The sequence below is a fragment of the Nonomuraea glycinis genome, assembly GCF_014646515.1.
GTDB lineage: Bacteria > Actinomycetota > Actinomycetes > Streptosporangiales > Streptosporangiaceae > Nonomuraea > Nonomuraea glycinis.
Window position 1 is genome coordinate 88022 of the sequence record NZ_BMNK01000019.1, and the last position, 22291, is coordinate 110312.

A 22291-nucleotide genomic window follows, 5' to 3' on the forward strand; every position below is an offset into this window, starting at 1 on the left:
CATCGCCGATCGAGCCGGCCGAGATCGGCGCCTGGGTCGGTCGTGTCGGTGGGCTACTCTACAGATGTTCATAAAGAGGACAAGTGTTCGCATAGCGAACAGTTGGAGGACGGTATGGGCTCCGCCTTCGTCTACGCCGCGGCGCGTACACCCTTCGGCAGGTTCAACGGCGCGCTAGCCGGCGTGCGCCCCGACGACCTGGCGGCCACCGCCCTGCGGGGCGCGCTGGCCAAGGTCCCGGCGCTGGATCCGGCCGCGATCGGCGACGTCGTCTGGGGCAACGCCAACGGCGCCGGTGAGGACAATCGCAACGTCGGCCGGATGGCCGTGCTGCTCGCCGGCCTGCCGGTGAGCGTGCCCGCCACCACGGTGAACCGGCTGTGCGGGTCCAGCCTGGACGCGGCCATGATGGCGTCGCGGACGATCGAGAGCGGCGACGCCGACGTGGTGGTGGCCGGCGGCGTGGAGTCGATGACGCGCGCCCCGTGGGTGCTGCCCAAGCCCTCGCGGGCGTTCCCGGCCGGCGACGTGACCGCCGTCTCCACCACGCTCGGCTGGCGCCTGGTGAACCCGAGGATGCCCAAGGAGTGGACCGTCTCACTCGGCGAGGCGAACGAGCGACTGCGGGAGAGGTACGCCATCTCCCGCGAGCGGCAGGACGCCTTCGCGGCCCGCTCGCACGTGCTGGCCGACGCCGCCTGGAACGCCGGGTTCTACGACGACCTGGTGGTGCCGGTCGAGGGCGTGGACCTGGCGCGCGACGAGGGGATCAGACCCGGCTCCACCCCGGAGACGCTCGCCGGCCTCAAGCCGGTCTTCCGGCCCGACGGCACCATCACGGCCGGCAACGCCTCACCGCTCAACGACGGCGCTTCGGCGGTCGTGCTCGGCTCGGCGGCGGCCGCGAGCCGGATCGGCGCCGACCCGATCGCCCGCGTGGCCGGGCGCGCCGCCTCGGCCCTCGAACCGCACCTGTTCGGGTACGCGCCGGTGGCCGCCGCCGACCAGGCGCTGCGCCGGGCCGGCATCGGCTGGGACGACGTCGGGGCCGTGGAGCTGAACGAGGCGTTCGCCGTGCAGTCGCTGGTCTGCGTGGACGCCTGGAAGGTCGACCCGGAGATCGTCAACACCAAGGGCGGCGCCATCGCCCTCGGCCACCCCCTCGGCGCCTCCGGCGGCCGCGTCCTCGGCACCCTCGCCCACGTGCTCGCCGAACGGGGCGAGCGGTGGGGGGTCGCCGCCATCTGCATCGGCGTCGGCCAGGGGCTGGCCGTCGTCCTCGAGAACGTGAGCGCCTCATGACGGCCATCACCGGCGATCCCGACGAGGCCGTCGCCGGGATCGCGGACGGCGCCACCGTGCTCGTCGGCGGGTTCGGCATGGCGGGCATGCCGGTCACGCTGATCGAGGCGCTGATCCGGCAGGGCGCCACGGATCTGACCGTGGTCAGCAACAACGCGGGCAACGGCGACACCGGCCTGGCCGCCCTGCTCGCCGCCGGCCGGGTGCGCAAGATGATCTGCTCGTTCCCGCGCCAGAGCGACTCCTGGGTCTTCGACGGCCTGTATAGGGAGGGGCGGATCGAGCTGGAGGTCGTCCCGCAGGGCAACCTCGCCGAGCGGATGCGCGCCGCCGGCGCCGGCATCGGCGCGTTCTTCAGCCCCACCGGCGTCGGCACGCTGCTGGCCGAGGGCAAGGAGCGGCGCACCATCGACGGCCGGGAGTACGTGCTGGAGTATCCGATCAAGGGTGACGTCGCGCTCATCGGCGCCTACCTCGGCGACCGGAGGGGCAACCTCGTCTACCGCAAGACCGCCCGGAACTTCGGGCCCGTCATGGCGACGGCGGCGACGTTGACGATCGCCGAGGTGCGCCGGGTCGTCGAGCTCGGCGAGCTCGACCCCGAGGCGGTCGTCACGCCCAGCATCTACGTGGACCGGATCCTGGACCTGAGCGCAGCGGAGGCCAGCTCATGACGTTCCCCATCCCTCCGGCGGGCCGGACCGTCGAGCACCTGGGCCGCGGTCCGCTCGGCCGCGACGAGCTCGCCGCCGTGGTCGCCCGCGACATCCCGCGCGACTCGTTCGTCAACCTCGGCATTGGCCAGCCGACGACGGTGGCCGACCACCTCGCCGCCGACTCCGGCGTCATCCTGCACACCGAGAACGGCATGCTCGGCATGGGCCCCGCCGCGTCGGCCGACGAGGTGGACCCCGATCTGACCAACGCCGGCAAGATCCCGGTCACCGAGCCGCCCGGCGCGGCGTACTTCCACCACGCCGACTCCTTCGCCATGATGCGCGGCGGCCACCTGGACGTCTGCGTGCTCGGCGCCTACCAGGTCTCCGAGCGCGGCGACCTGGCCAACTGGCACACCGGCGCCCCCGACGCGATCCCCGCCGTCGGCGGCGCCATGGACCTGGCCATCGGCGCCAAGGACGTGTTCGTCATGATGACGCTGTTCGCCAGGGACGGCTCACCCAAGCTCGTCCGGGAGTGCACCTATCCGCTCACCGGCCTGGCCTGCGTCAGCCGCCTCTACACCGACCAGGCGCTCTTCCAGGTCGGCCCCGGCGGCGTCACGGCGGTCGAGACGTACGGCACGACCGTCGACGAGCTCGCCGCCCGGCTCGACGTCACGGTGAGCCGGCTCGACGGGCGGTAGCTCAGGCGAGGGCCCGCCGGAGCGCGTCGAGCCGGTGGGCCCAGATGCGCTGTGACAGGGCCGTGTCGGGGGCGAACATCTCCGAGGCGTGATAGGAGCCCGGGTGGACGTGCAGCTCGGTCGGCACGCCCGCCTGCATGAGCCGCTGCGCGAACGCGATGTCCTCGTCCCGGAACAGGTCGACGGTGCCGACGTCGAGGTAGGCGGGCGGCAGGCCGGCCAGGTCCCCGGCCCGGGCCGGGGCGGCGTACTGGTCGGCGTCCTTGCCGCCGAGGTACCAGGCCCAGGCCTCGATGTTGGTGGCACGGTCCCACAGCCCGATGTCGGTGATCTCATGACTGGACAGCGTCTCGTTCCGGTCGTCGATCATCGGGTAGATCGGCATCATGAACGACAGCGCGGGGCCGCCGCGGTCGCGTGCCAGGAGCGCGGTGCCGATGGTCAGCCCGCCGCCGGCGCTGCCGCCGTAGATCGCCAGCCGTTGCGGGTCGATGCCCAGCTCGGTGGCGCTCTTCGCGGTCCACACCAGGCCGGCGTAGCAGTCCTCGACGGGGGCGGGGTGGGGGTGCTCCGGAGCGAGCCGGTATTCGACGGAGACCACGACGGCGCCGACCGCGTCGCAGATCTTCGTCGCGACGTCGTCCTCCGAGGCGAGGTCGCCGAGGATCATGCCGCCGCCATGGATGTAGTAGAGGCCGGGCAGCGGGCCCGCCTGGTCGACCGGCCGGTAGATCCGCACGGTGAGGTCGGGAGCCCCGTCAGGGCCGGGAACGGTCCGGTCCTCCTTGGTGACGTTCGGGTTGTCGGGCGCCTCGACGGCGAGCGCCATGGCAGCGGCGGCGGCGCGGCGCTCGGTGATGTCGGGGATGCTCTGGAGTCCTTCGGGCATCATGGCGCGCATCGCGTCCAGGGGGATGCGGCTCGCAGGGTCGATCAGGTCGCGACGGGACATGGGAGTCCTCTCTGGACGAGCAGGGCGGGTGCCGACGGTGTGACCTTACAAGAGCGATGTGACGATGATCACTCGTCGAGCACGTGGGCGGCCAGCCGGGCCCGGTGCCAGGCGGGCGAGCCGAACAGGGCCGCCGCCGCGTGGGCCCGCTTGAAGTGCAGGTGGGCCTCGTGCTCCCAGGTGAAGCCGATGCCGCCGTGCAGCTGGATGGTCTCGGCGGCCACCGCCGCGTACGCCTCCGCGCAGTACGCCTGGGCCGTGGCCGCCCGTACCCCGAGGTCGGGTGCGTCGTCGGCGAGCGCGCGGGCGGCGTCGCGGCTGACCGATCGGGCGGATTCGACCAGGACGTACAGGTCGGCCAGCCGGTGCTTGACCGCCTGGAACGAGCCGATCGGCCTGCCGAACTGCTCCCGGACCTTCACGTACGCGAGCGTCATCTCCAGGCACCGGTCGCTGCCGCCGAGTTGTTCGGCGCTGAGCGCGGTCGCCGCCACGGCGAGCAGCCGTTCGAGGACGCGCCGCCCGTCGGCGGCGAGCAGCCGGGCGGGCGCGGCGTCGAACCGCACCCGCGCCTGCGGCCTGGTGCGATCCAGCGTGACAAGCGACTCCACCCGGACGCCGGGGGCAGCGGGGTCCACACGATAAAGCCCAAGACCGCCGTCGGGAGTTCGGGCGGGCACGATGAACAGGTCGGCGCGGGCGCCGTCGAGCACATGCTCCTTGACGCCGGTCAGCCGCCCGCCCGCCACCTGGGCGCGGATCGCCGCCGGATCCCAGGTGCCGCCCTCGGCCCAGGCCAGCGCCCCGACCCGGCTACCGTCGGCGAGACCGGGCAGCGCGCCGGTCGCGCCGCTCACGCTGTCGGCGGGGCTGGGCTGCGTGCTGGTCGCGCCGCACGCGAGGAGGGCTTGAGTGGCGAGTACGGCGGAGCCCAGGTAGGGCAGGGTGGCCACGGCCCGGCCCAGCTCTTCGCACACCACCTGGGTTTCGGCCAGGGTGCAGCCCGCGCCGCCGTGCTCCTCGGGCACGGCGAGGCCGAACGCGCCCACCTGGTCGGCGAGCAGTCGCCAGATGGTCTCGTCGTACCCGGCCTCGGCGTCCGGCGCGGGCCGGGACGGGGGAGTGCGCGCCAGGAGGGTGCGCACGGTGCTCCGCAGCTCCTCCTGCTCGTCCGTGGTGATCACACTCGTATTATCTAACAAGTGCTTGGTAGGGTTCCAGGTGTGACGTTCAGGGCGGAGGTCCGGGCCTGGCTGCGGGACAGTCTGACGGGCGAGTTCGCCGAGGCGCGCGGGCTGGGCGGGCCGGGGCGCGAGCACGAGGCGTTCGACCTGCGGCTGGCCTGGGAGCGGCACCTGGCCGCGGCCGGCTGGACCTGCCTGGGCTGGCCCGAGGAGCACGGCGGCCGGGGCGCGAGCATCGCGGACCAGGTCGCCTTCCACGAGGAGTACGCCTTGGCCAGGGCCCCCGCCCGGGTGAACCACATCGGCGAGAACCTGCTCGGCCCGACCGTCATCGCGTTCGGCACCGACGAGCAGCGTGCGCGGTTCCTGCCGCCGATCGTGGCCGTGCGCGAGCTGTGGTGCCAGGGCTACTCCGAGCCCGGCGCCGGCTCCGACCTGGCCGGCGTACGGACCCGCGCCGAGCTGGACGGCGACCGGTGGCGCGTCACCGGGCAGAAGGTGTGGACCTCCCTGGCGGTGGAGGCCGACTGGTGCTTCGCGCTCTGCCGTACCGAGCCGGGCTCCACCCGCCACCACGGCCTGTCCTACCTGCTCGTGCCGATGCGGCAGGACGGGGTGGAGGTCAGGCCGATCGTCCAGCTGACCGGGACGAGCGAGTTCAACGAGGTCTTCTTCGACGACGCCGTGACCGGCGCCGCCGACATCGTGGGCGCGCCGGGCGACGGCTGGCGGATCGCCATGGCCACGCTCGGCTTCGAACGCGGCGTGGCCACCCTCGGCCAGCAGGTGGGCTTCCGGCACGAGCTGGAGGCCGTGATCGAGACGGCCCGCCGGACGGGCGCGATCGACGACCCGCTGCTGCGCGACCGGCTCGTACGCTCGTGGATCGGCCTGCGGGTGATGCGGCTCAACGCGATCCGCACCATGGAGGGCCCGCCGGGGCCCGAGTCGTCCATCTCCAAGCTCGTGTGGGGCGTGTGGCACCGGGAGCTGGGCGAGCTGGCCATGGACGTGCTCGGGGCCGGCGGGATGATCGCCGACGGCCCGCCGTACGAGCTGAGCGACGCGCAGCGGCTCTACCTGTTCTCGCGCGCCGACACGATTTACGCCGGATCGAACGAGATCCAGCGAGGCATCATCGCCGAACGCGTCCTCGGCCTGCCCCGCGAGGCCCGTCCCTGACCGTCGAACGGGTGCTCGGCCTGCCTCGCGAGGCCCGTCCCTGACCCTGGGTCAGCTGCGCGTCGCCAGGTAGCGGGCCGGGAACTCGCCTCCGCCGTGCACCGCGAGGTCCGCGCCGGTGAGGTAGGAGGCCGCGTCGCCGGCCAGGAAGAGGCAGGCGTTCGCGACGTCGGCCGGGACCGCCGGCCGCCCCATCGGGATCACCCCGGCCACGGCCGCGCCGCCGTCCTCGCCGTAGGCGGAGGCCATCGGGCCGGCGGTGACGTGGTTGACTCGCACCTTCGGCGCCCACTCCAGCGCCAGCGCCTTGGTCAGCGTGAGCAGCCCGGCCTTGGCCGCCGAGTAGGCGGCGGTGCCCGGCTGGGGGTGCACGGCGGAGACGCTGCCTATGTTGATGATCGACCCGCCGCTGTCCTGGGACCGCATCACCTGGTTGGCGGGCTGCGCCACGTAGAACGGGGCGAGCAGGTTCAGCGCCACGACCCGCTCGACGAACCTGGGCGAGACGGTCGCCGCGTCCGCGTCCGGAGAGCCGCCGGCATTGTTGACCAGCACGTCGAGCCGCCCGAACCGCTCGACGACCTGCTCCACCAGATGCACGGCGGCCGCCGGGTCCCGGACGTCCGCCACGACGAAGCAGGCGGTCCTGCCGCCTGCGGCCGGCGGAGCGGTCGGGTCGGTTCTGCCGCACACCACCACGTCGGCGCCCGCGGCGAGGAACGTTCGCGCGATCACGTACCCGATGCCCTTGGTGCCGCCGGTCACCAGCACCGTGCGACCGGTGAAGTCCACGCTCATGCCCAGGGTCTCCTCGCGCTGTCCTCGTTGACGAGCTATTGTTTCTAACAAATGTTAGGTCGAAAGGTGGCTCATGGGAATCTCTGCCCACAGCCCCGGCCAGGGCATCGCCGAGGTCGTCATGGACGTGCCGCCGGTCAACGCGCTCACCGTCCAGGGCTGGTTCGACCTGGCCGACGCCGTGCGGGCCGCCGGGCGCGACCCCGCGAACCGCGTCGTGGTGCTGCGCGCCGAGGGCCGCGGCTTCAACGCCGGCGTCGACCTCAAGGAGATGCAGGCCGCCCGCGGCTTCGAAGCGCTGGTGGGAGCCAACCGGGGCTGCTACGCCGCGTTCGCCGCCGTCTACGCGTGCGAGGTCCCGGTGATCGCCGCCGTGCACGGGTTCTGCCTGGGCGGCGGCGTCGGGCTGGCCGGCAACGCCGACATCGTGATCGCCTCCGACGACGCCTACTTCGGGCTGCCCGAGGTCGAACGGGGCGCGCTCGGCGCCGCCACCCACCTGGCCCGGCTGGTGCCCCAGCACCTGATGCGCGCCATGGTCTACACCTGCCGCAACGTCACCGCCGCCGAGCTGCACGCCTTCGGCTCCGTCCTGGAGGTGACCCCCCGCGACGGGCTCCGCGCGGCCGCGCTGGAGGTGGCCGCCACGATCGCCGCCAAGGATCCGTACGTCATCCGCCGCGCGAAGGAGTCGCTGAACGGCATCGACCCGATCGACGTCAACCGCAGCTACCGCTACGAGCAGGGCTTCACCTACGAGCTCAACCTGATGGGCGCCGGTGACCGCCACCGGGACGCCTTCCTCACGGATGGAGGCCGATGATGGGCGCCGTGATGCAGGTCGAGGAGGTCGTCGCCGCGCTGGAGAGCGGCATGACGATCGGGATCGGTGGCTGGGGCTCGCGGCGCAAGCCGATGGCGCTGGTCCGGGCGCTGTGCCGGTCGGCGCTGCGGGACCTGACCATCGTGTCCTACGGCGGGCCGGACGTGGGCCTGCTGTGCGCGGCGGGCAAGGTCCGCCGGGTCGTCGCGCCGTTCGTGACCCTCGACTCGATCGCCCTCGAACCGCACTTCCGCACCGCCAGGCAGCGCGGGACCGTCGAGTTCACCGAGTACGACGAGGGCATGTTCATGTTCGGCCTGCTCGCGGGGGCGCACCGGCTGCCGTTCCTGCCGACGCGGGCCGGGCTCGGCTCCGACGTCCTGCGGGTCGACCCCGCCCTGCGCACCGTACGCTCCCCGTACGCCGACCAGGAGGAGCTGGTCGCGGTGCCCGCGCTCACCCTGGACGCCGCGCTGCTGCACCTGGACCTGGCCGACACCCGCGGCAACGGCCGCTACCTCGGCCCCGACCCCTTCATGGACGACCTGTTCGCCAAGGCCGCCGCCCGCTGCTACCTGTCCTGCGAGCGGCTGGTGCGGCCCGGCGAGCTGGGCGGCCCGCCGCAGACGCTGCTGCTCAGCCGCATGCACGTCACCGGGGTCGTCGAGACGCCCGGCGGCGGCCACTTCACCGACCTCGGCACCGGGAGGGACGAGGCGTTCCAGCGGCACTACGCCACCTCGGCGGCCGACCCCGAGCGGTGGGAGGCCTTCGCCGGCCGGTTCCTGTCCGGCGACGAACGGGCCTACCAGGAGGCCCTACGCCGATGGCACCAGGAACAGGAGACGCGATGAGCGCGAGCCGGGCGGAAGTGTGCGTGGTCGCCTGCGCCGAGGCGTGGCGCGGCGACGGCGAGGTGCTGGCCGCGGCGATGGGCACCTGCTCGATCCTGGGGGCCAGGCTGGCCCGGCTGACGTTCGAACCCGGCCTGCTGACGACGGACGGCGGCGCGCTGCTCACCGCCGAGCCGGTGCCGATCGGCGCACCCGCCGGCCCGGTCGAAGGGTGGCTGCCGTTCCGCGAGCACCTGTGGCTGGTGCAGAACGGCCGGCGGCACGTGATGATGGGCGCCTCACAGATCGACCGGCACGGCAACACCAACATCTCCGCCATCGGCTCCTGGGAGCGGCCCGCCTCGCAACTCCTCGGCGTCCGCGGCGCGCCCGGCAACACGATCGCCAACCCGACGAGCTACTGGATCCCGCGCCACGCCACCCGCGTCTTCGTGCCGAAGGTGGACGTGGTCAGCGGCGTCGGCACCGACCGCGCCGCCGCGCTCGGCCCCGTGGCGGCGCGCTTCCACGACCTGCGGCGCGTGGTGACCGACCTCGCGGTCCTCGACTTCGGCGCGTCGGACGGGACGATGCGGCTGGTCTCCACTCACCCGGGCGTGCCCGTCGAGCAGGTCCTGGCCGCCACCGGCTTCGCCCTCGCCATCGACGGCGACGTACCGGAGACCCGGCAGCCCACGGACGAGGAGCTCCGCCTGATCCGCGAGGTCCTCGACCCACGGTCGGCGCGTGACCGCGAGGTCCGGACATGACGAGGCAGGTGCTGGACACGCCGCTGACCCGGCTCACCGGGGTGCGGCATCCCGTCGTGCAGACCGGGATGGGCTGGGTGGCGGGCCCCCGGCTGGTCTCCGCCGTGGCGCGCGCGGGCGGGCTCGGCATTCTCGGCTCGGCCACCATGAGCCTCGGCGAGCTCGCCGCCGCGATCAAGGAGGTCCGCGCCCGCACCGACGAGCCTTTCGGGGTCAACCTGCGCGCCGACGCCGCCGACGCGGGCGACCGTATCGACCTGCTGATCAGAGAGCGGGTACGGGTCGCCTCGTTCGCGCTGGCCCCGCGCCGAGAGCTGATCGCCCGGCTGAAGGACGCCGGGGTCGTGGTGATCCCGTCGGTGGGCGCGCGGCGGCACGCCGAGAAGGTCGCGGCCTGGGGCGCCGACGCCGTGCTGGTCCAGGGCGGCGAGGGCGGCGGGCACACCGGCCCGATCGCCACCACGCTGCTGCTGCCCCAGGTCGTCGACGCGGTCGGCATCCCGGTCATCGCGGCCGGCGGCTTCTTCGACGGGCGCGGGCTGGCCGCCGCCCTCGCGTACGGCGCGGCGGGCATCGCCATGGGCACCCGGTTCCTGCTGACCTCCGACAGCACGGTCCCGGACGCGGTCAAGCGGACCTACCTCGCCGGGGCCGAGACCGTGGTCACCCGCCAGGTGGACGGCCTGCCGCACCGCGTCCTGCGTACCCGGCTGGTGGACGGCCTGGAAGTGTCGGGCCCGGTGACCCGGACGATCCGGGCGCTGCGCAACGCCGCGCGGTTCAAGGCGGTCTCCCGGATGTCATGGCCGGAGCTGATCCGGGACGGGCTGACCATGAAGCGCGGCAAGGAACTCACCTGGTCGCAGGTGCTGATGGCGGCCAACACCCCGATGCTCCTGAGGGCCGCGATGGTGGACGGCCGCCCCGACCTCGGCGTGCTGGCCTCCGGCCAGGCGGTGGCGGTCATCGACGACCTGCCCTCCTGCGAGTCCCTGATCGACGCCATCGTCACCCGCGCCGCCGCCGCGATCCGCGACCTCGACGCGCACCTGCCCCACTGAGCGCCATGCGCCTGTCCGGGGGCGCGTCAGCTCAGCGAGGACATCAGGCGGGCGCGGTGCTCGGTGGGGGATCCCCAGGCGGCGCGCAGGGCGCGCGCCTTGCGGATCAGCAGGCTGAGGTCGTACTCGTCGGTGTAGCCGATCGCGCCGTGCACCTGCAAGGCGATCCTGGCGGTACGGTACGCCGCCTCCGACGCCATGACCTTGGCCGCCGACACCTCACGGGCGAAGTCCGGCGTGCCGTGGGCGAGGGCCGCGCCGTACACCAGCGGGCGGGCGTACTCCAGCTCGACCAGCGCGTTCGCCAGCTGGTGCCTGACCGCCTGGAACTCGCCGATCGGCCGCCCGAACTGCCGCCGCGTCCTGACATACTCCACCGACACCTCCAGCAGACGGCGGCCCAGTCCCGTGAGCTGGGCGGCGCACACCAGCGTGCCCAGGTCGCGAGCCTCCCCGGCGGCGGCCACCACCTCGGGACCGGCGGCGAGCACGTCCCCCGGCGTGACCGGGAACAGCCGGCGGGCCGGATCCAGGGATGCGAGGACCCTGCCCGGAACTGCGGCCCGCAGCTGCGCCCCCGCCACCATCAGCACCGGGGCGGCCACGTCCGCATCCAGCGCATAGGGAGGCGTCCGCGCGGCGGTGCGCGAATCTGGGGGTGTGAGCGTGCCGGCGTTGAGCGAATCCAGGGGCGTCGGTGTCCCGGCGTCCGGTGGGTACGGGGACGTCGGCGAGTCGAGGGTGGGCGGCGGCGCCAGGGTGGCGATGACCGTGCCGTCGGCGATGCCCGCCGGCCACGGGGAGTCCGGAGCCAGCCGGTCCAGCAGCACGGCCGCCGCGACCGTCTCGGCACAGGGGCCGGGCACGCCGTGTCGGCCGAGCTCGTGGAAGGCGGTCACCAGCTCGACCGGGAGCACGCCCGCGCCGCCCGCCCTCTCCGGCACCGCGACCGCGAACACCCCCGCCCCGGCCAGCGACCGCCACAGCGCCAGGCCGGGCCCCGGATCGCCGCCCGCCCAGGCCCGGATGACGCCGGGCACCGCCGCCTGAGCCAGCACCTTGTCCACCGTCTCACCGAACAGCCGCTGCTCGGCATCCAGCACGAACTTCACCACAGCCTCCGCTCCACGTCCGGCACGCCCCCCAAGGCCGTCCCGGACTCGCCGGCCAGGACGCCCCTCAAGGCCGTCCCGCTCTCGCCGGCCAGGGCGAGCCTCACGACCGTCCCGCTCTCGGCAGGCCGAGCACCCGCTCGGCGACGATGTCGCGCTGGATCTCGTTGGTCCCGGCGTAGATCGGGCCCGCGAGGGAGAAGACGTACCCCTCCAGCCACTCGCCGTCCAGCTCCCCGTCCGGGCCGAGCAGGTCCAGGGCGGTCTCGTGCAGCGCCACGTCCAGCTCCGACCAGAAGATCTTGTTGACGCTGGCCGCCGCGCCCACGTCCTCGCCACGGGAGATCGTCTCGAAGCCCTTGAGCCGGTACGCGCGGGCCCTGATCCACGCGTCGGCCACCCGGTCCCGGAGCGCGGTGTCGGCGGGGTCGCCGCAGGAGCGCCAGAGCCCGACCAGCCGGTCGGCGGCGGCCAGGAACCGGCCGGGGCTGCGCAGCGTGAGCCCCCGCTCGTTGCCCGTGGTGCTCATCGCCACCCGCCACCCCTCGCCGGGCCGCCCGATGACGTCGCGGTCGGGCACGAACACGTCGTCGAAGAACAACTCGGCGAAGGCCGGCTTGCCGTCGAGACGCCCGATCGGCCGGCGGGTGACCCCGTCGGCGTCCAGCGCGAACATCAGGTAGATCAGGCCGTGGTGCCGCCGCGACTCCGGATCGGCGCGGAACGGGCCGAAACCCCGATCGGCGAAGGCCGCGCGCGAGCTCCACGTCTTCTGCCCGTTCAGCAGCCAGCCGCCGCCGGTCCTGGTCGCGGTGGCGCGCAGGGACGCCAGGTCGCTGCCCGCCTCCGGCTCCGACCAGGCCTGGGCCCAGATCTCCTCGCCCGAGGCCATCGGCGGCAGGACGCGGGCGAGCTGCTCGGGGGTGCCGTGCCGGAACAGGGTCGGGGCCAGCAGGTTGACGCCGTTCTGGCCGACCCGCGCGGGCGCGCCGGCCGCGTGGTACTCCTCCTCGAAGACCAGCCACTCCAGCGGCGTCGCGGCCCGCCCGCCGTACTCCCGTGGCCAGGACACCACCGACAGGCGGGCCGCGTTCAGCTCGCGCTCCCAGGCGCGGTGCGCGGCGAACCCCGCCTCGGTCTCCAGTGACGGCAGGGCGGCGGCGGGGACGTGCGCGCGCAGCCACGCCCGCACCTCGGCCCGGAACGGCTCCACGGCCGACAGGTCAAGATCCATCGGCGGCCGCCTTCATGCTCCGGGCGTCCATCCCGGCCAGCGGGTCGGCCGCGGTCTCGGCGTTGTGCGCGTGCGCGAGGTGGTGCAGCCCGAAGACGGAGTCCAGGCCGGCGTGCAGTCCCTGCAGGTCCTCCGCCTGATTGACCGCCTTCTTCGCCAGCGCCAGGCCCAGCCGCGGCATGGCGGCTATCCGCCCGGCGAGCGCGAAGGTCCGCGCCGCCAGCTCCGCACGCGGCACCACCTGATTGATCATCCCCACCTCGTACGCACGCCGCGCCGGCATCCGGTCACCGGTGAAGAGGAACTCCTTGGCGATGCGCGGCGGCATCGCCCACGGATGGGCGAAGTACTCCACGCCCGGAATGCCCATCCGCACCACCGGGTCGGCGAAGAACGCGTCGTCGGCGGCGACGATCAGGTCGCACACCCAGGCCAGCATCAGCCCGCCCGCGATGCACGCGCCCTGCACCATCGCGATCGTCGGCTTCGGCAGCTCCCGCCAGCGCCGGCACATGCCGAGGTAGACCTCCGACTCGCGGGCCAGGCGGCTCTCCGCGCCGTCCTTGCCCACGTGGTCCCACCACAGGCCGGCCCGGCGCTCGAAGGACAGGTGCGCGTCGCGCTCCGGGGTGCCGATGTCGTGCCCGGCGCTGAAGTGCTCGCCCGCGCCGGCCAGCACGATCACCTTGACCTCGTCGTCGGCGGCGGCCCGGTAGAGGGCCTCGTCCAGGGCGTAGGTCATGGCGGAGTTCTGGGCGTTGCGGTAGTCCGGGCGGTTCATGGTGACCAGCGCCGTGGGGCCGCGCCGCTCGTAGTTCACCACGGTCATGGGGCCCTCGCATTCTTTCTAACAAGTATTTGGTAGGGTAACTCATGTGAAGCTCAGCGAGGAGGGCTCGCCCGCGCGGCCGGTCTACGTGCCCGGCCACGGCCTGCTGCGCGATCGGGTGGCGGTGGTCACGGCCGCGGCCGGCACCGGCATCGGGGGCGCGTGCGCCCGCCGGATGCTCGAAGAGGGCGCGCGGGTGGTCGTCAGCGACGCCCATGAGCGCCGGCTGGCCGAGAGCGTGGCGGGGCTGGCGCGCGAGTTCGGCGGCGCGGTGACCGGGGTGCCGTGCGACGTCACCTCAGAGGAGCAGGTCCAGGGGCTGTTCGCGGCTGCCGAGGAGCGGCTCGGCCCGGTCGACGTGGTGGTCAACAACGCCGGGCTCGGTGGCACGGCCAGGCTCGTGGAGATGACCGACGAGCAGTGGGGCCGGGTGCTGGACGTGACGCTGGGCGGCACCATGCGCTGCACCCGCGCCGCGCTGGCCCGGATGCAGCCGCGCGGGCGCGGCGTGATCGTCAACAACGCGTCGGTGATCGGCTGGCGGGCCCAGGAGGGCCAGGCGCACTACGCCGCGGCCAAGGCGGGCGTGATGGCGCTGACCAGGTGCGCGGCGGTCGAGGCCGCGCCGCACGGCGTGCGGGTCAACGCGGTGGCCCCCTCCCTGGCCCTGCACCCGCACCTGGCGAAGGTGACGACGCGCGAGCTGCTGGCCGAGCTGACCGGCCAGGAGGCGTTCGGCCGCTCGGCGGAGCCGTGGGAGGTCGCCAACGTTATCGTCTTCCTGGCGAGCGACTACTCCTCCTACATGACCGGAGAGGTCGTCTCGGTCTCCAGCCGGCATCCCTGAGAGGTCCACCGTCCCATGAGCGCACGACGCCGAGATTCCCAGAGCACCGCCGCCGCCCGCGCCGGGCGGCGGGCGGAGCTGCTCGCGACCGCCGCCGAGGTGTTCGCGTCCCGGGGATACGCGGCCACCACGGTCCGTGAGGTGGCCGACGCGGCGGACATCCTGGGCGGCAGCCTCTACTACCACTTCGACTCCAAGGAGTCGATGGTCGACGAGATCCTGTCCGTCTTCCTGACCGACCTGTGGTCGGCCTACGACACGGTGCTCGCGGCCGGTCTGGGCGCGCGGGAGACGTTCGAGGCGCTGATCGTCGCGTCGTTCCGGTGCATCGAACGCTACCGGCCCGCTGTGGTGATTTATCAGAACGAATCCAAGCATCTCGTGACAAATCCGCGTTTCTCGTACTTGCTGGATTCGCAGCGGCGGTTCCGTGAGATGTGGCTGGCGGTGCTGGACCGGGGTGTCACCGACGGGGTCCTGCGCGCCGACCTGGACACCGGCCTGATCTACCGCTTCATCCGTGACACCGTCTGGCTGGCCGCGAGCTGGTACCGCAGCGACGGCCCGCTGCCCGCCGACGAGATCGCCCGGCAGTACATAGCGATGGTCCTGGAAGGGATCCTGACCAGCTGAGGAGTTCGCGATGGCGGAGGCGTACCTGGTCGAAGCGGTCCGCACGCCCGTGGGCCGGCGCGGCGGCGGCCTGGCCGGCGTGCACCCGGCCGACCTCGGCGCGCACGCGCTGAACGAGCTGATGACCCGCGCCGGCGTGGACCCGGCGGCGGTCGAGGACGTGATCTTCGGCTGTGTGGACGCGGTCGGCCCGCAGGCGGGCGACATCGCGCGTACCTGCTGGCTGGCGGCCGGACTGCCCGAACACGTGCCGGGCGTCACCGTCGACCGGCAGTGCGGCTCCTCCCAGCAGGCCGTGCACTTCGCCGCCCAGGCGGTGCTGTCGGGCACCTGCGATCTCGTGGTGGCCGGCGGCGTGCAGAACATGTCGCAGATCCCGATCGCGTACGCCTCTGTGGGCGCCACCGACGCGCTCGGCCTCACCGAGGGCCCGTTCGCCGGCTCGCGCGGCTGGCGGGCCCGCTACGGCGACCAGGAGGTCTCCCAGTTCCGTGGCGCCGAGATGATCGCCCGCGACTGGGACGTGTCACGCGAGGACATGGAGGCGTTCGCCTTCGAGTCGCACCGGCGCGCCGTCCGCGCGATCGACGAGGGACGCTTCACCCGCGAGATCGCCCCGATCGAGGGCGTCACGACCGACGAGGGCCCGCGCCGCGACACCACCCGGGAGCGGATGGCCGGCCTGAAGCCCCTGGTGGCGGGCGGGCGGCTCACCGCCGCGCTGGCCTCGCAGATCTCCGACGGCGCCGCCGCCCTGCTCCTCGCCTCGGAGGCGGCGGTGCGGGCGCACGGCCTGCGGCCCCGGGCCCGCGTCCACCACCTGTCCGCCCGTGGCGAGGACCCCATCCGGATGCTGTCCGCGCCGATCCCGGCGACGGCGTACGCGCTGAAGAAGAGCGGCATGTCGATCGGCGACATGTCCGCGGTGGAGATCAACGAGGCGTTCGCCCCGGTCGTGCTGGCCTGGCTGAAGGAGACCGGCGCCGACCCGGCACGGGTCAACCCGAACGGCGGCGCCATCGCGCTCGGCCACCCGCTCGGCGCCACCGGAGCCCGGCTCATGATCACCCTGCTGCACGAGCTGGAGCGCACCGGCGGCCGGTACGGCCTGCAGACCATGTGCGAGGGCGGCGGCCAGGCCAACGTCACCATCATCGAGCGCCTGTGAGACTTGACAGGAAATATGACTATTCATCCAGATTTACTGGACGGGTAGGCGACGCGCCACGCATAGTGGATCAGCAGAACGGCCCGCGAAAGCGCAAGTACGGAGAGTCATGCCCCACGCGTTCGCCGCAATCCTGATAGCCGCCTCGATGACCGCCGCCGCGCCGGCCTCGGCGGCCCAGTCAGCCGCCACCACGGCTCCGAGCTACCGGGCCTGCTACGACGGCACCTGCAAGATCACCCTGAAGAAGAAGGCGTCGTTCCGCGTCCACCCGCGCTTCGGCATCACCCGGCTGACCATCACCTTCAACTCCCGGCAGGTCCGGGTGAAGGGCACCGGCCCCGGCGTCACGGCCGGAGGAGGATTCAGCAAGGGCGGCGCGGTGACGGTCAACGGCATCCAGTTCACCGTCACCTCGCTGTCCGGCAAGAAGGCCGTGCTCAGGCTGAAGGCTCGCCGCTGACCCGGCGCCGACCGGCCGGCGTCTCCTCCGCGGGCTGCGAGCCGGCCGCCAGGCGGGCGGTGAAGACGTGGTTCTGGTCCAGGCGGCTGCCGGGCGTCCGGCCGCCGCCCCAGCCCAGGACGGCCCGGTAGCGGCCCATCGCCCCGGCCTCCAGCAGCGCGGCCTCGTCGGTGTACGGCGAGCCGGCCGGCGCCGGACCCGACAGCGGGGCGACGAACAGCGCGTCCACCGGGCAGTGCGCCTCGCACATGAAACAGGTCTGGCAGTCGTCCTGCCGGGCGATCACCGGGATGCCGTCCGGCCCGAGGGCGAACACGTCCATCGGGCACACCTTCACGCACACGTCGCACTTCACGCACCGGTCCTGGCTGACCACCTCGATCATGCGACGGCCTCCTTCGGCTCTTCCGGCGCCGTCCAGACCTCGTCCAGGCCGCCGACGTGAATGCGCCGGGCCAGGCGCGGGTCGGCTTCGGGCCGGTCGAGCCGCTGGTGCATGCCGCGCGACTCCGCACGGGCCAGCGCCGCACGGTACATCCACCGCCCGTGCGCCACCATGGCGGCGGCCTGCCGCGCCCGCAGCGCCCCACGCCCCTCGCCGGACAGGTGAGCGGCGACGTCCGTCCAGAGCCGGTCCAGGGAGGTCAGGGAGCGGCGCAGTCCGGCGGCGGTGCGGAAGTAGTTGCGGTCGAGCGGCAGCACCTCGTCCTGAACGGCCCGGACCACCTCGGCCGCCGCTCCCGTGGCCGGGCCGTGCGGGCGCAGCCCGGCCCGGCCGGCGGGGCGCGACCGTGCGCGACCCTCGCCCCTGGTGGCGAAGGCCGCGGCGGCGGCGCCGGCCCAGGTGCCGGAGGAGATGGCCCAGGCGCCGTTGTGACTGCCGCCGCCGCTGACGCTCCCGGTGATCAGCTCCCGGGTGGCCACGTCCCCCGCCGCGTACAGGCCGGGAACCGTGGTGGCGCAGTCCTCGCCGACGACGCGCAGCCCGCCGGTCCCGCGTACGGTCCCTTCCATGACGAGCCGTACCGGGTACGCCTGCGTGAACGGGTCGATGCCGGCCTTGTCCAGCGGAAGGAAGTAGTTGGGCTGGGACCGGCGCATCGCCTCGCGCAGGCCGGGCGGCGCCTGGTCCAGCCGGGCGAGCACCTGGCGGCCGTCGGCGAGCAGCCGGGCGACCGCCTGCCGGGCGGTCCCCATGTCGCCCAGCTCCAGAGGCCGCCCGGCCTCGTCGTAGTAGCTCGCGAACTGCATCATCAGGCCCTTGGTGTGCGCCCCGTACGCCGGGGAGAGCGCGTAGGCGTTGGAGAACTCCATGCCCGACAGCTCCGCGCCCAGCTCGGCCGCCATCAGGTGGCCGTCGCCGGTGTCGACGTCGAGTCCGAACGCGCCGGACAGGAACGCGCAGCCGCCGGTCGCGAGCACGACGGCGCCCGCCCGCACCTCCCAGCGCCCGCCGCCGTCCTGGCGGCGGATCCCGGCGGCGCCCACGGCCGTGCCGTCGGGAGTGGCGAGCAGTTCCAGCGCGGGATGGTGGTCGAGGATCCGCACGCCGCTGCGGTGCGCCTTGCGCCGCATCCTGCGCATGTACTCGGGCCCCTGCAGGCTGCCGCGCCGCTCCACCCCGCCCTCGTCCACCGGGAACGGGTATCCCCAGCCGGCGAGCCTGCCGATCTGGTGGTAGGTCTCCTCGATGACCCGCTCCATCCACCGGCGCTCGGTCAGCCGGCCGGCGATGGCCTCGCGCGCGTCCATCGCGGCCTCGCGGAGGGCGGGGTCGGGCGGCAGGTACCACAGGTTGTTGCCGCCCGCCGCCGCCGACCCGCTGGTCCCGCAGTAGCCCTTGTCGGCGAGCACCACGTCCGCGCCCGCCTCGGCCGCCGCGATCGCGGCCCAGGCCCCGGCGGGGCCGCCGCCCAGCACCAGCACGTCGGCATGCCGCAGCAGCGTCACCTCGGCGGTCATCCACGCGCTCCGGCGGCGATCCAGTCGTCGAGGGCGAAGTCGGTCTTGACGAAGCCCTCCTTCACCAGGAACTTCTTGGTGCTCTCCAGCAGGGCCAGCCCCTTGTCGGTGAAGGGCTCGTCGGGGAGCTGGCCGCGCAGCGTCGTGGCCTTGGTGATCTCCGGGGCGAAGCCGCCGACCTTGCCCGCGAAGTCCAGATAGTCGTCCCAGTTGGCCTTGGCGAGCTTGGTCCCCTCCCGCTGGGTCTGCTGCCAGACCTTCACGAAGCCGGCGTTGGCGTCGAGGAAGGACTCCGACCCCACGGTGGAGCTCGTCCCCAGATATTGGGGATGGTCCTTGGAGGCGACGTCGATCACGGGGTAGCCCTTGTTCTTGAGCGCCTCGAAGTTCGCCGAGGGCACGGCCACCGCGTCGACGTCGCCGCGCTCCAGCGCCGCCTCGATCTCGGTGTTGTAGATGTGCACGATCTCGCCCGGCTTCACCCCGGCGTCACCGAGCGCGCCGAGGAGGTAGCGGTGGATGTAGGAGCCCTTCTGCGTGGCCACCCGCTTGCCCGCAAGCTCGGCCAGCGACGTGGGGCCGCCGTCCTTCTTGGCCAGGACGCCGGCGTCGAGTCCGACCGAGGCCTGCGCGATGAGCCTGGTGGGCTGGCCCGCCCCGCGCGCGACCAGGCTGGGGGTGTCGCCGTAGGAGGCCACGTCCAGCTCGCGCGCGACGAGCGCCTGGTTGAGGTCGGGGCCGTTCGGGAAGGAGTAGACCTCCACGCCGGTGATCCCGGCCGGGGCCAGCAGCGGCAGCAGCTTGTTCTTCTCCTTCAGATAGCCGATCACGCCGGTCAGCTTGTTGCCGGTGCCGATCACGCCGATCCGCAGGGTGGCGGGCGCGCCGGTGGCGCCGGCGGAGTCCGCGCCGCAGCCCGACAGGACCGCCGGGAGCGCGAGTGCGGCGGCCACCATGAGTGCGAACGTTGCGCGGGTCTTCATCGATGCTCCTTGCGGGGTGGTGCGGGGGTGGGGCGGGGGAGGTCGGGGCCGACGGCGCGCAGGGCGCCCGGGGTGCGGCCGCGGCCCCAGCCGATCTTCTTGCGGTAGCCGCCGAGCAGCCCGGCGGCGGTCACGTACGCCTCGTCACGCAGCGGCGAGCCCGGTTCGACCGGCTCGGCCTGGGGCGCCACGAACAGGGCGTCCACCGGGCAGTACGCCTCGCACATGAAGCACGTCTGGCAGTCCTGCACGCGGGCGATCACCGGGATGCCGCCGGGGCCCGTGTCGAAGACGCTGGTCGGGCAGACTTCCACGCAGCGGTCGCAGCCGATGCACCGCTCCTGGGAGACGATCTCGATCACGACGCCGCCCGCAGTCCGGCGTACTCCTGCGGGCCGACCGGCGCGACCGGGTCGGGCCGGACCTGGATCTCGTCCAGCCCGCTGACCAGCAGCCGCCGCCGCGAGGACGGGTCCGCGCCGGGGCGGTCCTCGCGCTTGTGCATGCCCCGGGTCTCCTGCCTGGCCAGGGCCGCGGTGTACATCCAGCGGCCGTGCGCGGCCAGCGCCGCCGCCTGCCTGGTGGCCACGACCTCCGCGCCGTCGCCGCCGTACAGCGAGGCGCGCAGCCCGCTCCAGGTGCTGTGCAGCCCGGCCAGCGCGGGCGCCAGCCGGTCCTCGTGCCGCAGGAGGTTCTTCTCGTACGGCAGCACCTCGGCCTGCACGGCGGCCACGACCTCGCGGGCCGCACCGGGCCGGCCGGGCTTGCCGGTGGGCCGCAGACCCGCGCCGCCCAGGGCGCTGACCCGGCGGCGCGCGGTCAGCGGACCGAGCGAGGCGGCGTGCCGGGCCGCGCCCCGGCCCGCCCAGGTGCCCGAGGAGATGGCCCAGGCCGCGTTGTGGCTGCCGCCGCCGGTGAAGCCGCCGCAGATCAGCTCCCGGGTCGCCGCGTCGCCCGCGACGTACAGGCCGGGCACCGAGGTGGCGCAGTCGTCGCCGGTGATCCGGATGCCGCCGGTGCCCCGCACCGTGCCCTCCAGCAGCAGGGTGACCGGGAAGCGCTGGGTGAACGGGTCGATGCCCATCCGGTCGAAGGGCAGGAAGAAGTTCGCCTGGGCGAGCCGCATCGCCCGCTGCGCGTCGGCGTCGGCGCGGTCGATCCGGCAGTAGACCTTCTCCGTCAGCAGGGTGCGGGCGATCACCGACCGGCCCTTCTGGCTGCCGGCTCCCTCCAGTACGGTGCCGTCCTCGTGGTAGAAGGTGGCGAAGGAGTAGTAGGCGGTCTTGGTCACCGAGGAGAACTCCGGCGCGAGCGCGTAGGCGTTGGAGAACTCCATGCCGGACAGCTCCGCGCCCGCCTCGGCGGCCATCAGCGCGCCGTCGCCGGTGTTCACGTCGCAGCCCAGGGCGCGGCTCAGGAACGCGCAGCCGCCGGTGGCGAGCACCACCGCGCCCGCCGAGACCCGGTAGGGCCGGTCGTGGCGCCGCTGGTAGCCGGCCGCGCCCGCGACCGCGCCGTCGGCGTCTACCAGCAGCTCGACGACCGGGCTGTGGTCGAGGATGCGCACCCCGGCCCGGCGCAGCAGGATCCGCATCCGCCGCATGTACTCCGGCCCCTGGACGCCGCGCCGGAGCTGGCCGCCCGCGCCGTCCGGCGGGAACGGGTAGCGCCCGGTGTCGGCCAGCTCGTTGACGCCCTCGTAGGTCTGGTCGAGGACGCGGGCCATCCAGCGGCGGTCGGCGAGGTAGCCGCCGAGGGCCTCCCGGCCGGCCATCGCCTTCTCCCGCTCGGCGGGATGCGGCGGCACGTACCAGACGCCGGTGCCCGCGGCGGCGGTGGCGCCGCTGGTGCCGCAGTAGCCCTTGTCCGCGAGCACGACGTCCGCGCCCGCCTGCGCCGCCTTGTAGGCCGCCCACGCGGCCGCCGGGCCGCCGCCGACGACGAACACGCCGGCCGACAGCTCATGGGTGTGCGGGGAGAGACCTGTCACTGTCACGAGAACTCCTGAAGCTGGTCGTCATGGCCGAGATCGGGGTCGACGCCGAGGCTGATGAGCAGCCGCCGGCGCAGGGGAGCGAAGCGCGGGTGGTCGAGGGAGCGAGGGCGGGGGATGTCGACGTGGATCTCGTCGGCGACCTTGCCGTCCGCCAGCAGCAGGGCCCGGTCGGCGAGCAGGAGAGCCTCCTCCACGTCGTGGGTCACCAGCAGGACGGCCGGGCGGTGCTGGGTCCACAGCCGGGCGACCAGCGCCTGCGCCTTCAGCCGGGTGAGGGCGTCCAGCGCGCCGAAGGGCTCGTCGAGCAGCAGGAGCTTGGGGGTGCGCACCAGCGCGCGGGCCAGCGCGACGCGCTGGGACTCGCCGCCGGACAGCGTCGACGGCCAGGCGTCGGCGCGGGCCGCGAGGCCGACCTCGGTGAGCGCGCGCAGCGCCCGCCCCCGCAGGTCCGGGCCGGTGAGCCCGAGCGTGACGTTGCGCCACACCCGCGACCAGGGCAGCAGCCGGTGCTCCTGGAAGACGACGGCCGACTCCCCGGGGACGTCCAGGACGCCTTCCGCGCCCGTGTCCAGCCCGGCCACCGCGCGCAGCAGGGTGCTCTTGCCCGAGCCGCTGGCGCCCAGCAGCGCGACGAACTCCCCGGGGGCGATGTCGAGATCGACGCCGTCGAGGACGACGCGTCCGGAGAACGCCCGCCGCAGCCCGCGCACGCGCACGCCGCCCGTGGCGTCGGAAAGGGGGCGGACTTCTGTCAGGTGGCCCTGGCTCATGCGGGGCTCCTTTCGGGTTCGGCTCG

At 73.7% G+C, this 22291-nt stretch carries 24 protein-coding genes; 12 read left to right on the plus strand and 12 right to left on the minus strand.

The window, feature by feature from the left end:
* The first annotated feature begins 114 nt into the window (after positions 1-114).
* Genes IEY87_RS37890 through IEY87_RS37900 form a run of 3 tightly spaced genes read left to right on the plus strand, consistent with a single transcriptional unit; the run spans position 115 to position 2665 of the window.
* Positions 115-1302 (plus strand): thiolase family protein, encoded by a 1188-nt coding sequence (locus IEY87_RS37890; protein WP_189143671.1) that lies wholly within the window; start codon positions 115-117, stop codon positions 1300-1302.
* The gene (locus IEY87_RS37895; RefSeq protein ID WP_189143672.1) at positions 1299-1976 is read left to right on the plus strand and encodes a 3-oxoacid CoA-transferase subunit A; all 678 of its coding nucleotides are present in this window, start codon (positions 1299-1301) and stop codon (positions 1974-1976) included. Before IEY87_RS37890 ends, IEY87_RS37895 begins: the two co-directional genes overlap by 4 nt.
* A complete protein-coding gene (locus IEY87_RS37900; RefSeq protein WP_189143673.1) occupies positions 1973-2665 on the plus strand; it encodes a 3-oxoacid CoA-transferase subunit B in 693 nt (230 codons plus the stop codon). Before IEY87_RS37895 ends, IEY87_RS37900 begins: the two co-directional genes overlap by 4 nt.
* A 1-nt stretch (position 2666) precedes the next feature.
* Here the strand turns inward: IEY87_RS37900 and IEY87_RS37905 are convergent, their stop codons facing one another.
* Entirely contained in the window at positions 2667-3617 is a 951-nt protein-coding gene (locus IEY87_RS37905) for an alpha/beta hydrolase (RefSeq protein ID WP_189143674.1), read from the minus strand.
* Between the two features lie 68 nt (positions 3618-3685).
* Complete coding sequence (locus IEY87_RS37910) at positions 3686-4801, minus strand: acyl-CoA dehydrogenase family protein (protein WP_189143675.1); 1116 nt, start codon at positions 4799-4801, stop codon at positions 3686-3688.
* 39 nt (positions 4802-4840) lie between these two features.
* Here IEY87_RS37910 and IEY87_RS37915 point away from each other — a divergent pair, with 39 nt between their 5' ends.
* Positions 4841-5983: an acyl-CoA dehydrogenase family protein gene (locus IEY87_RS37915; RefSeq protein WP_189143676.1), complete on the plus strand. Its 1143-nt coding sequence runs from the start codon at positions 4841-4843 to the stop codon at positions 5981-5983.
* 51 nt (positions 5984-6034) lie between these two features.
* On the opposite strand, the gene IEY87_RS37920 is transcribed toward IEY87_RS37915, so the two are convergent.
* Complete coding sequence (locus tag IEY87_RS37920) at positions 6035-6781, minus strand: SDR family oxidoreductase (protein WP_189143677.1); 747 nt, start codon at positions 6779-6781, stop codon at positions 6035-6037.
* A gap of 73 nt (positions 6782-6854) precedes the next feature.
* On the opposite strand from IEY87_RS37920, the gene IEY87_RS37925 reads away from it, so the two are divergent.
* The 4 genes from IEY87_RS37925 to IEY87_RS37940 are packed head-to-tail and all read left to right on the plus strand — an operon-like array spanning position 6855 to position 10268.
* Positions 6855-7604: an enoyl-CoA hydratase family protein gene (locus IEY87_RS37925; RefSeq protein WP_189143678.1), complete on the plus strand. Its 750-nt coding sequence runs from the start codon at positions 6855-6857 to the stop codon at positions 7602-7604.
* A complete protein-coding gene (locus IEY87_RS37930) occupies positions 7601-8458 on the plus strand; it encodes a CoA transferase subunit A (RefSeq protein ID WP_189143679.1) in 858 nt (285 codons plus the stop codon). Before IEY87_RS37925 ends, IEY87_RS37930 begins: the two co-directional genes overlap by 4 nt.
* Entirely contained in the window at positions 8455-9207 is a 753-nt protein-coding gene (locus IEY87_RS37935) for a CoA-transferase subunit beta (RefSeq protein WP_189143680.1), read from the plus strand. The genes IEY87_RS37930 and IEY87_RS37935 overlap by 4 nt, the downstream gene beginning before the upstream one ends.
* Complete coding sequence (locus IEY87_RS37940; protein WP_189143681.1) at positions 9204-10268, plus strand: NAD(P)H-dependent flavin oxidoreductase; 1065 nt, start codon at positions 9204-9206, stop codon at positions 10266-10268. Before IEY87_RS37935 ends, IEY87_RS37940 begins: the two co-directional genes overlap by 4 nt.
* 26 nt (positions 10269-10294) lie before the next feature.
* Here IEY87_RS37940 and IEY87_RS37945 read toward each other — a convergent pair whose 3' ends face one another.
* From IEY87_RS37945 to IEY87_RS37955, 3 genes are all read right to left on the minus strand, one after another.
* Positions 10295-11380 carry an acyl-CoA dehydrogenase family protein gene (locus IEY87_RS37945; RefSeq protein ID WP_189143682.1) on the minus strand — a complete coding sequence of 362 codons (1086 nt, stop codon included), beginning with the start codon at positions 11378-11380 and terminating at the stop codon, positions 10295-10297.
* Positions 11381-11483: 103 nt separating this feature from the next.
* A complete protein-coding gene (locus tag IEY87_RS37950) occupies positions 11484-12614 on the minus strand; it encodes an acyl-CoA dehydrogenase family protein (protein WP_189143683.1) in 1131 nt (376 codons plus the stop codon).
* Positions 12604-13443, minus strand: a complete 840-nt coding sequence (locus tag IEY87_RS37955) for an enoyl-CoA hydratase (protein ID WP_189143684.1) — start codon at positions 13441-13443, stop codon at positions 12604-12606. Before IEY87_RS37955 ends, IEY87_RS37950 begins: the two co-directional genes overlap by 11 nt.
* A gap of 46 nt (positions 13444-13489) precedes the next feature.
* On the opposite strand from IEY87_RS37955, the gene IEY87_RS37960 reads away from it, so the two are divergent.
* The 4 genes from IEY87_RS37960 (at position 13490) to IEY87_RS37975 (ending at position 16554) form a co-directional block, all read left to right on the plus strand.
* Entirely contained in the window at positions 13490-14290 is an 801-nt protein-coding gene (locus IEY87_RS37960) for an SDR family oxidoreductase (protein WP_189143685.1), read from the plus strand.
* 15 nt (positions 14291-14305) lie between these two features.
* Positions 14306-14923 (plus strand): TetR/AcrR family transcriptional regulator, encoded by a 618-nt coding sequence (locus tag IEY87_RS37965; RefSeq protein ID WP_189143686.1) that lies wholly within the window; start codon positions 14306-14308, stop codon positions 14921-14923.
* Between the two features lie 10 nt (positions 14924-14933).
* Entirely contained in the window at positions 14934-16091 is a 1158-nt protein-coding gene (locus tag IEY87_RS37970; RefSeq protein WP_189143687.1) for an acetyl-CoA C-acetyltransferase, read from the plus strand.
* A 109-nt stretch (positions 16092-16200) separates the two neighbouring features.
* Positions 16201-16554 carry a hypothetical protein gene (locus tag IEY87_RS37975; RefSeq protein WP_189143688.1) on the plus strand — a complete coding sequence of 118 codons (354 nt, stop codon included), beginning with the start codon at positions 16201-16203 and terminating at the stop codon, positions 16552-16554.
* On the opposite strand, the gene IEY87_RS37980 is transcribed toward IEY87_RS37975, so the two are convergent.
* The 6 genes from IEY87_RS37980 to IEY87_RS38005 are packed head-to-tail and all read right to left on the minus strand — an operon-like array spanning position 16532 to position 22265.
* A complete protein-coding gene (locus tag IEY87_RS37980; RefSeq protein ID WP_189143689.1) occupies positions 16532-16939 on the minus strand; it encodes a 4Fe-4S dicluster domain-containing protein in 408 nt (135 codons plus the stop codon). The genes IEY87_RS37975 and IEY87_RS37980 overlap by 23 nt on opposite strands.
* On the minus strand, positions 16936-18516 hold the full coding sequence (locus IEY87_RS37985; RefSeq protein WP_189143690.1) for an FAD-dependent oxidoreductase: 1581 nt from the start codon (positions 18514-18516) through the stop codon (positions 16936-16938). Before IEY87_RS37985 ends, IEY87_RS37980 begins: the two co-directional genes overlap by 4 nt.
* On the minus strand, positions 18513-19499 hold the full coding sequence (locus IEY87_RS37990; protein ID WP_189143691.1) for an ABC transporter substrate-binding protein: 987 nt from the start codon (positions 19497-19499) through the stop codon (positions 18513-18515). Before IEY87_RS37990 ends, IEY87_RS37985 begins: the two co-directional genes overlap by 4 nt.
* A complete protein-coding gene (locus tag IEY87_RS37995) occupies positions 19496-19861 on the minus strand; it encodes a 4Fe-4S dicluster domain-containing protein (RefSeq protein WP_189143692.1) in 366 nt (121 codons plus the stop codon). Before IEY87_RS37995 ends, IEY87_RS37990 begins: the two co-directional genes overlap by 4 nt.
* Positions 19858-21495 (minus strand): FAD-dependent oxidoreductase, encoded by a 1638-nt coding sequence (locus IEY87_RS38000; protein WP_225278001.1) that lies wholly within the window; start codon positions 21493-21495, stop codon positions 19858-19860. Before IEY87_RS38000 ends, IEY87_RS37995 begins: the two co-directional genes overlap by 4 nt.
* Positions 21492-22265: an ABC transporter ATP-binding protein gene (locus IEY87_RS38005; RefSeq protein ID WP_189143693.1), complete on the minus strand. Its 774-nt coding sequence runs from the start codon at positions 22263-22265 to the stop codon at positions 21492-21494. Before IEY87_RS38005 ends, IEY87_RS38000 begins: the two co-directional genes overlap by 4 nt.
* Positions 22266-22291 lie beyond the last annotated feature (26 nt).

Excerpts from the sequence above, each read along its gene's own strand:
- IEY87_RS37890 (WP_189143671.1), top strand. The coding sequence starts at position 115 with ATGGGCTCCGCCTTCGTCTACGCCGCGGCGCGTACACCCTTCGGCAGG.
- IEY87_RS37895 (WP_189143672.1), top strand. The coding sequence starts at position 1,299 with ATGACGGCCATCACCGGCGATCCCGACGAGGCCGTCGCCGGGATCGCG.
- IEY87_RS37900 (WP_189143673.1), top strand. The coding sequence starts at position 1,973 with ATGACGTTCCCCATCCCTCCGGCGGGCCGGACCGTCGAGCACCTGGGC.
- IEY87_RS37905 (WP_189143674.1), bottom strand. The coding sequence starts at position 3,617 with ATGTCCCGTCGCGACCTGATCGACCCTGCGAGCCGCATCCCCCTGGAC.
- IEY87_RS37920 (WP_189143677.1), bottom strand. The coding sequence starts at position 6,781 with ATGAGCGTGGACTTCACCGGTCGCACGGTGCTGGTGACCGGCGGCACC.
- IEY87_RS37925 (WP_189143678.1), top strand. The coding sequence starts at position 6,855 with ATGGGAATCTCTGCCCACAGCCCCGGCCAGGGCATCGCCGAGGTCGTC.
- IEY87_RS37930 (WP_189143679.1), top strand. The coding sequence starts at position 7,601 with ATGATGGGCGCCGTGATGCAGGTCGAGGAGGTCGTCGCCGCGCTGGAG.
- IEY87_RS37935 (WP_189143680.1), top strand. The coding sequence starts at position 8,455 with ATGAGCGCGAGCCGGGCGGAAGTGTGCGTGGTCGCCTGCGCCGAGGCG.
- IEY87_RS37940 (WP_189143681.1), top strand. The coding sequence starts at position 9,204 with ATGACGAGGCAGGTGCTGGACACGCCGCTGACCCGGCTCACCGGGGTG.
- IEY87_RS37950 (WP_189143683.1), bottom strand. The coding sequence starts at position 12,614 with ATGGATCTTGACCTGTCGGCCGTGGAGCCGTTCCGGGCCGAGGTGCGG.
- IEY87_RS37955 (WP_189143684.1), bottom strand. The coding sequence starts at position 13,443 with ATGACCGTGGTGAACTACGAGCGGCGCGGCCCCACGGCGCTGGTCACC.
- IEY87_RS37965 (WP_189143686.1), top strand. The coding sequence starts at position 14,306 with ATGAGCGCACGACGCCGAGATTCCCAGAGCACCGCCGCCGCCCGCGCC.
- IEY87_RS37970 (WP_189143687.1), top strand. The coding sequence starts at position 14,934 with ATGGCGGAGGCGTACCTGGTCGAAGCGGTCCGCACGCCCGTGGGCCGG.
- IEY87_RS37975 (WP_189143688.1), top strand. The coding sequence starts at position 16,201 with ATGCCCCACGCGTTCGCCGCAATCCTGATAGCCGCCTCGATGACCGCC.
- IEY87_RS37980 (WP_189143689.1), bottom strand. The coding sequence starts at position 16,939 with ATGATCGAGGTGGTCAGCCAGGACCGGTGCGTGAAGTGCGACGTGTGC.
- IEY87_RS37985 (WP_189143690.1), bottom strand. The coding sequence starts at position 18,516 with ATGACCGCCGAGGTGACGCTGCTGCGGCATGCCGACGTGCTGGTGCTG.
- IEY87_RS37990 (WP_189143691.1), bottom strand. The coding sequence starts at position 19,499 with ATGAAGACCCGCGCAACGTTCGCACTCATGGTGGCCGCCGCACTCGCG.
- IEY87_RS38005 (WP_189143693.1), bottom strand. The coding sequence starts at position 22,265 with ATGAGCCAGGGCCACCTGACAGAAGTCCGCCCCCTTTCCGACGCCACG.